Origin of the sequence: Methylobacterium bullatum (assembly GCF_014845095.1) — a bacterium.
GTDB lineage: Bacteria > Pseudomonadota > Alphaproteobacteria > Rhizobiales > Beijerinckiaceae > Methylobacterium > Methylobacterium bullatum.
Window position 1 is genome coordinate 1 of the sequence record NZ_NKUG01000185.1, and the last position, 5,161, is coordinate 5,161.

The window sequence follows — 5,161 nt, forward strand, 5'->3', positions numbered from 1 at the left end:
CTTCAGCGCGGCCTCGGGCGAGCGCCAGACTGGGTGCGAGGACGGATCGCCCGGCACCCGCAGGCCCTTGCGCTCGCGCAGCATGGGCTCGTCCTCGGCATGGAAGGCGGCCCGGCGCCGGGTGCGCTTCAGGATCTCCGTCACGCCGGCATTGTCCTCGACCAGGAGCGCGCCGGTAGAGGAGCCGACGAACACCTTGATCCCCGCAGCACCCGGCAGGCGCTCGAGGATGGCGACCTCATGGGCGTTCTCGTGGGTGCCGCCGACCCAGAAGGCGAAGTCGCAATGCATGCGGTGGTGCCCACGCGCCACCTTGTCGGCGAGGGTCTCGGCGCCGGTGGTCAGCGGGTTGGTGTTGGGCATCTCGAACACGGCGGTCACGCCGCCCATCACCGCCGCGCGGGAGCCCGATTCGAGGTCTTCCTTGTGGTCGAGGCCCGGTTCGCGGAAATGGACCTGGGTGTCGATGACACCCGGCAGCAGGTGCAGGCCGGTGCAATCCTGGCGCTCGCCCTCCGCCCGGGACAGGTCGCCGATGGCGGCGATACGGCCGTTTCGAATGCCGAGATCGGCGGTGTGCTCGCCGTCGTGATTGACGATCCTGCCGCCGGTGAGGAGGAGATCGAAGGGCTGGTCCATCGGGGTCGCTCCTGAACGGCGTTGAGACGCGGGTGGCGGCGGCTTATGTCAGCCTCGCGCGGCGTGCAACGCCGTGTCCTGCCGACAGGCCCGCCGGCGCATCGCCACGATGCGCGCCGGAGGGGCCTTTGCAGGATGACCTTCGAGGAGTTGCCATGCCGATCGCCCTGCTGCCGGACCGCGCCGTCATCGTCATCGCGGGCGAGGAGGCCGCGAGTTTTCTCCAGGGCGTGGTGACCTGCAATATCGAGACCCTCGAACCGGGTGAGGCTCGGCTCGGCGGGCTGCTGACCCCGCAGGGCAAGATCCTGTTCGATTTCCTGATCTGGCGCTCCGGCGACGGCTTCCGCCTGGATTGCCCGGCCGATCAGGCCCCGGCGCTCGCCAAGCGCCTCACGCTCTACCGCCTGCGCGCCAAGGTGACGATCGCCGTCGACCCGACCCTGGGGCTCGCCGCCGCCTGGGGCGGGGCCGAAACCGCCGCCGCCACCGAGCGCCTCCGCGACGGGCGCCTCCCGGCGTTGGGCGAGCGCCTCGTCTTCGCCGAGGGCGCGTTCTCGGCCGATGCCACCGAGGCGGATTACCACGCCCACCGCATCGCCCTCGGCATCCCCGAGGGCGGACGCGACTTCGCCTATGGCGATGCCTTCCCGCACGAGGCGCTGATGGACCAGCTCGCCGGCGTCGATTTCAGGAAGGGCTGCTATGTCGGCCAGGAGGTCGTGTCGCGCATGCAGCATCGCGGCACCGCGCGCACCCGCATCGTTCCGGTGATCTCCCGCGACGGGGAGGCCGTGACCTCCGGCGCGGAAGTGACCGCCGGACCGCGCGGGCTCGGCACGATCGGCAGCGTGTCGGGCGCCCGCGGTCTCGCCATGCTCCGCCTCGACCGCCTCGCCGATGCGGTCGCCGCCGGCGAGCCGGTGCGCGCCTGCGCGACGATCCTCGGTGTCGAGAAACCCTCCTTCGCCACCTTCGCCTTCCCGGAGGTGACGCCGGCCGGGTGATCGGTAGCGACAATGACACTCGGTGAGTGGAGGCGAAGCCGGAGCGACGGTGAGGGGGCGATTCCGGACGAGGCTCCTTGGGCCGAGCCCCCTCACCTTCGGCTGCCGCCTCGCCGCGCCGACGACGGGGTCGTCGCGGCCCTCTCCCCGCGTGCGGGGAGAGGGGATGCGCACCTGATCGCTCCTGGCGACGACCCGGCCTCCGGGCGTTCTCGGCCCATCTGGCGTTCTTGATCCGTTCCGATTATTCTCGATCCCATGCCGCACGATTCCACAGGCCTGATCCATCATTCCGACGGCTGCCCGCGCTGCTGGTGGGCCGGGCTCGATCCGGTCTACGTCGCCTATCACGACACCGAATGGGGCGTGCCCGAGCATGACGGCCGGGCGTTGTACGAAAAACTGATCCTCGACGGGTTCCAGGCCGGCCTGTCCTGGATCACCATCCTGCGGCGGCGCGAGGGATTCCGCCGGGCGTTCGCCGGGTTCGACCCGGAGGCCATCGCGCGGTTCACGCAGGCCGATGTCGAGCGCCTGATGCAGGATACCGGGATCATCCGGAACCGCGCCAAGATCGTCGGGACCATCGCGGGCGCCCGCGCCTTCCTCGCCATCGAGGAGCGCGGCCCCGGCTTCTCGCGCTTCCTGTGGGACTTCGTCGAGGGCCAGCCGATCCAGGGCCGGGCGACGGACCGGGCTGGCATCGCCACCGAGACGGAGATCTCGCGGGCCATCTCGCGCGCCCTCAAGAGCGAAGGGTTCAGCTTCTGCGGCCCCACCATCGTCCATGCCTTCATGCAGGCGGTGGGCATGGTGAACGACCATCTCGCCGGGTGCCATCGACACGCCCCCTGCGCCGCCATGGGGGCGGGCCGATGAGCGCCACCGCCCCCCGCGCCTGGCAGCGGATGCTGTCGGGCCGGCGCCTCGACCTCCTCGATCCCTCGCCGCAGGACATCGAGATCGCCGACATCGCCCACGGTCTCGCCCGCGTCGCTCGCTGGAACGGCCAGACCGCCGGGCCGCACGTCTTTTCCGTGGCCCAGCACGCACTTCTGGTGGAGGCCATCGGCGCGGATCTGGCCCCCGGCCGGACCCGGATGCAGCGCCTCGAACTCCTGCTGCACGATGCCCCGGAATACGTGATCGGCGACATCATCTCGCCGTTCAAGGCGGCGATCGGACCGTCCTACAAGGGTGTGGAACTGCGCCTGATGGCGGCGATCCGCCAGCGCTTCGGCCTGCCGGAGCCCGACGAGGACGAGGTTCGCCTGGTCAAGCGCGCCGATGCGATGGCGGCCCATCTCGAAGCCACCCGCCTCGCCGGCTTTTCGGCGGACGAGGCCAGCGCGGTCTTCGGGCATCTGCACCCGGCGGCCCCAGAGGCGCAGGCGCTGATCGAGCCCTGGCCGACCGCCGAGGCTCAATCGAGGTTCCTTTCACGTTTTCAGGTTCTTACGAGCGCTTCCTGATGTCGGATATCCACGTCTGCCCCCTGTCGCAACTGCCCCGGATTCTGGAGAGCACCGGGGCGAGCCACCTGATGACGCTGATGAAGATCGGCACCGCCATCGCACGCCCGGAGGGCATCGCCGACGGGCGCCATTGCGTGGTCGAGGTCAGCGACATCGTCGCCCCCCTCGACGGGCATGTCCTGCCGGGCGAGGTTCATGTGCGCCGCATCCTCGATTTCGCTGCCTTCTGGGACCGGGACCGGCCGCTGCTGATCCACTGCTATGCCGGGATCAGCCGCTCCACGGCGGCGGCCTACATCGCCGCCTGCGCCCTTGCGCCGGAACGGGACGAGGCCGAGATCGCCCGTGCCCTGCGCGCCGCATCGCCTTCGGCGACGCCCAATGCCCTGTTCGTGGAGATCGCCGACCGTCTGCTTGGGCGCGGAGGACGGATGTCCGCCGCCATCGCGGGGATCGGGCGGGGCGCCGACGCGTTCGAGGGAAATCCCTTCGCGCTCGCGCTGGGGTAAGGGCCAAGGCCGCGATCAGCTTATAATTGTGATGAATCGAGTGTGGCCGAAACGACGCCACCCTTGACGAAGTGCTTGCCGATGGAGCAGCCAACGCCCCCCTGGGCTTGTCGGGCAGGCAGCCGCAGGCTTAGACCGGCACAATGAGGGGTACCCTGGGATGACCGCAGCGCGATCCGCCGTGGCGGCGACAACCGATTCGAAGGTGTCCGACGAGGGACTCGACCTGCCGTTCGAGAAGGCGCTCGAACAGCTCGAGGAGATCGTGCGACGCCTGGAGAAGGGGGATGTGCCCCTCGACGAATCGGTAGCGATCTACGAGCGCGGCGAGATCTTGAAGCGGCATTGCGAAGGTCTGTTGCGCAAGGCCGAGGCGCGGATCCAGACGATCACGCTCGGGCCCGACGGGGGCGCGGCGGGTGTCGCTCCCCTCGATGTCGGCTGAAGCCACGGGGTCGCGATGATCCATGGTTTCATGAAAATTATTCATCTGCCGCAACAAGTTGCGCGCTTATCTTCCCTCCGGACGTGAGGTTGATTCTGTGTCACGGATAGAAACCTCGATCCTCGACGGGCTTGACGAGACGTCTGCTCTTCGCGCGCTTCCCGAGAGCCAGCTTCAGGCGGTGGCGGACGCTGTGCGTCAGGAGATGATCGACGCGGTTTCGGTGACGGGCGGTCACCTCGGGTCGGGTCTGGGCGTGGTCGAGCTGACGGTGGCCCTGCATCACGTGTTCGAGACGCCCGACGACCGGATCGTGTGGGATGTCGGGCACCAGGCCTATCCGCACAAGATCCTCACGGGGCGGCGCGACCGGATCCGGACCCTGCGCCAGCCGGGCGGGCTGTCGGGCTTCACCAAGCGGTCGGAGAGCGTCTACGACCCGTTCGGGGCGGCGCATTCCTCCACCTCGATCTCGGCGGCGCTCGGCATGGCGGTGGCGCGCGACCTCGACGAGGCGTCGGCCAAGGCCAAGGGCGCGCCCGCGCCCAGGCGCCGCAACATGATCGCGGTGATCGGCGACGGCTCGATGTCGGCGGGCATGGCCTACGAGGCGATGAACAATGCCGGGGCGCTGCATTCGCGCCTGATCGTGATCCTGAACGACAACGACATGTCGATCGCCCCGCCGGTGGGGGCGATGTCGGCCTATTTCGCCAGGCTCGCCTCGGGCGGGACCTATCGCGGCCTGCGCGAGACCGCCAAGCAGCTCGGCAAGCTCTTGCCGAAGGCGATCTACCAGCGCGCGGCGGCGGCGGAAGAGTACGCCCGCTCCCTGGTGGTGGGCGGCGGCACGATGTTCGAGGAGATGGGCTTCCATTATGTCGGCCCGGTCGATGGCCATAACCTCGACCACCTGCTGCCGATCCTGAAGAACGTGCGCGATTCGGACCAGGGGCCGATCCTGCTCCACGTGGTGACCCAGAAGGGCAAGGGCTATGCCCCGGCCGAGGCGTCGGCCGACCGCTACCACGGGGTGGTGAAGTTCGACGTGCTGTCGGGCGTCCAGGCCAAGGCCAAGCCGAACGC

General features: G+C 69.3%; 7 protein-coding genes. 6 read left to right on the forward strand and 1 reads right to left on the reverse strand.

The annotated features are described in order from the left end of the window. A partial coding sequence (locus tag MBTS_RS21155; RefSeq protein ID WP_192216410.1) for an amidohydrolase family protein occupies positions 1 to 639 on the reverse strand: 639 nt, incomplete at its 3' end. A 155-nt stretch (positions 640 to 794) separates the two neighbouring features. On the opposite strand from MBTS_RS21155, the gene ygfZ reads away from it, so the two are divergent. From ygfZ to MBTS_RS21185, 6 genes are all read left to right on the forward strand, one after another. Continuing rightward, the gene (gene ygfZ / locus MBTS_RS21160) at positions 795 to 1,646 is read left to right on the forward strand and encodes a CAF17-like 4Fe-4S cluster assembly/insertion protein YgfZ (protein WP_192216411.1); all 852 of its coding nucleotides are present in this window, start codon (positions 795 to 797) and stop codon (positions 1,644 to 1,646) included. Positions 1,647 to 1,904: 258 nt separating this feature from the next. After that, positions 1,905 to 2,525: a DNA-3-methyladenine glycosylase I gene (locus tag MBTS_RS21165; protein ID WP_192216412.1), complete on the forward strand. Its 621-nt coding sequence runs from the start codon at positions 1,905 to 1,907 to the stop codon at positions 2,523 to 2,525. Then, a complete protein-coding gene (locus MBTS_RS21170; RefSeq protein WP_147833541.1) occupies positions 2,522 to 3,118 on the forward strand; it encodes an HD domain-containing protein in 597 nt (198 codons plus the stop codon). Before MBTS_RS21165 ends, MBTS_RS21170 begins: the two co-directional genes overlap by 4 nt. After that, positions 3,118 to 3,630 (forward strand): tyrosine phosphatase family protein, encoded by a 513-nt coding sequence (locus MBTS_RS21175; protein ID WP_192216413.1) that lies wholly within the window; start codon positions 3,118 to 3,120, stop codon positions 3,628 to 3,630. The genes MBTS_RS21170 and MBTS_RS21175 overlap by 1 nt, the downstream gene beginning before the upstream one ends. Before the next feature lie 160 nt (positions 3,631 to 3,790). After that, entirely contained in the window at positions 3,791 to 4,075 is a 285-nt protein-coding gene (locus MBTS_RS21180; RefSeq protein WP_056149260.1) for an exodeoxyribonuclease VII small subunit, read from the forward strand. A 97-nt stretch (positions 4,076 to 4,172) separates the two neighbouring features. Beyond that, on the forward strand, positions 4,173 to 5,161 hold a 989-nt coding region (locus MBTS_RS21185), incomplete at its 3' end, for a 1-deoxy-D-xylulose-5-phosphate synthase N-terminal domain-containing protein (RefSeq protein ID WP_342357242.1).

Coding starts and splice junctions, on each gene's coding strand:
- MBTS_RS21180 (WP_056149260.1), top strand. CDS start 3,791: ATGACCGCAGCGCGATCCGCCGTGGCGGCGACAACCGATTCGAAGGTG.
- ygfZ (WP_192216411.1), top strand. CDS start 795: ATGCCGATCGCCCTGCTGCCGGACCGCGCCGTCATCGTCATCGCGGGC.
- MBTS_RS21170 (WP_147833541.1), top strand. CDS start 2,522: ATGAGCGCCACCGCCCCCCGCGCCTGGCAGCGGATGCTGTCGGGCCGG.
- MBTS_RS21165 (WP_192216412.1), top strand. CDS start 1,905: ATGCCGCACGATTCCACAGGCCTGATCCATCATTCCGACGGCTGCCCG.
- MBTS_RS21175 (WP_192216413.1), top strand. CDS start 3,118: ATGTCGGATATCCACGTCTGCCCCCTGTCGCAACTGCCCCGGATTCTG.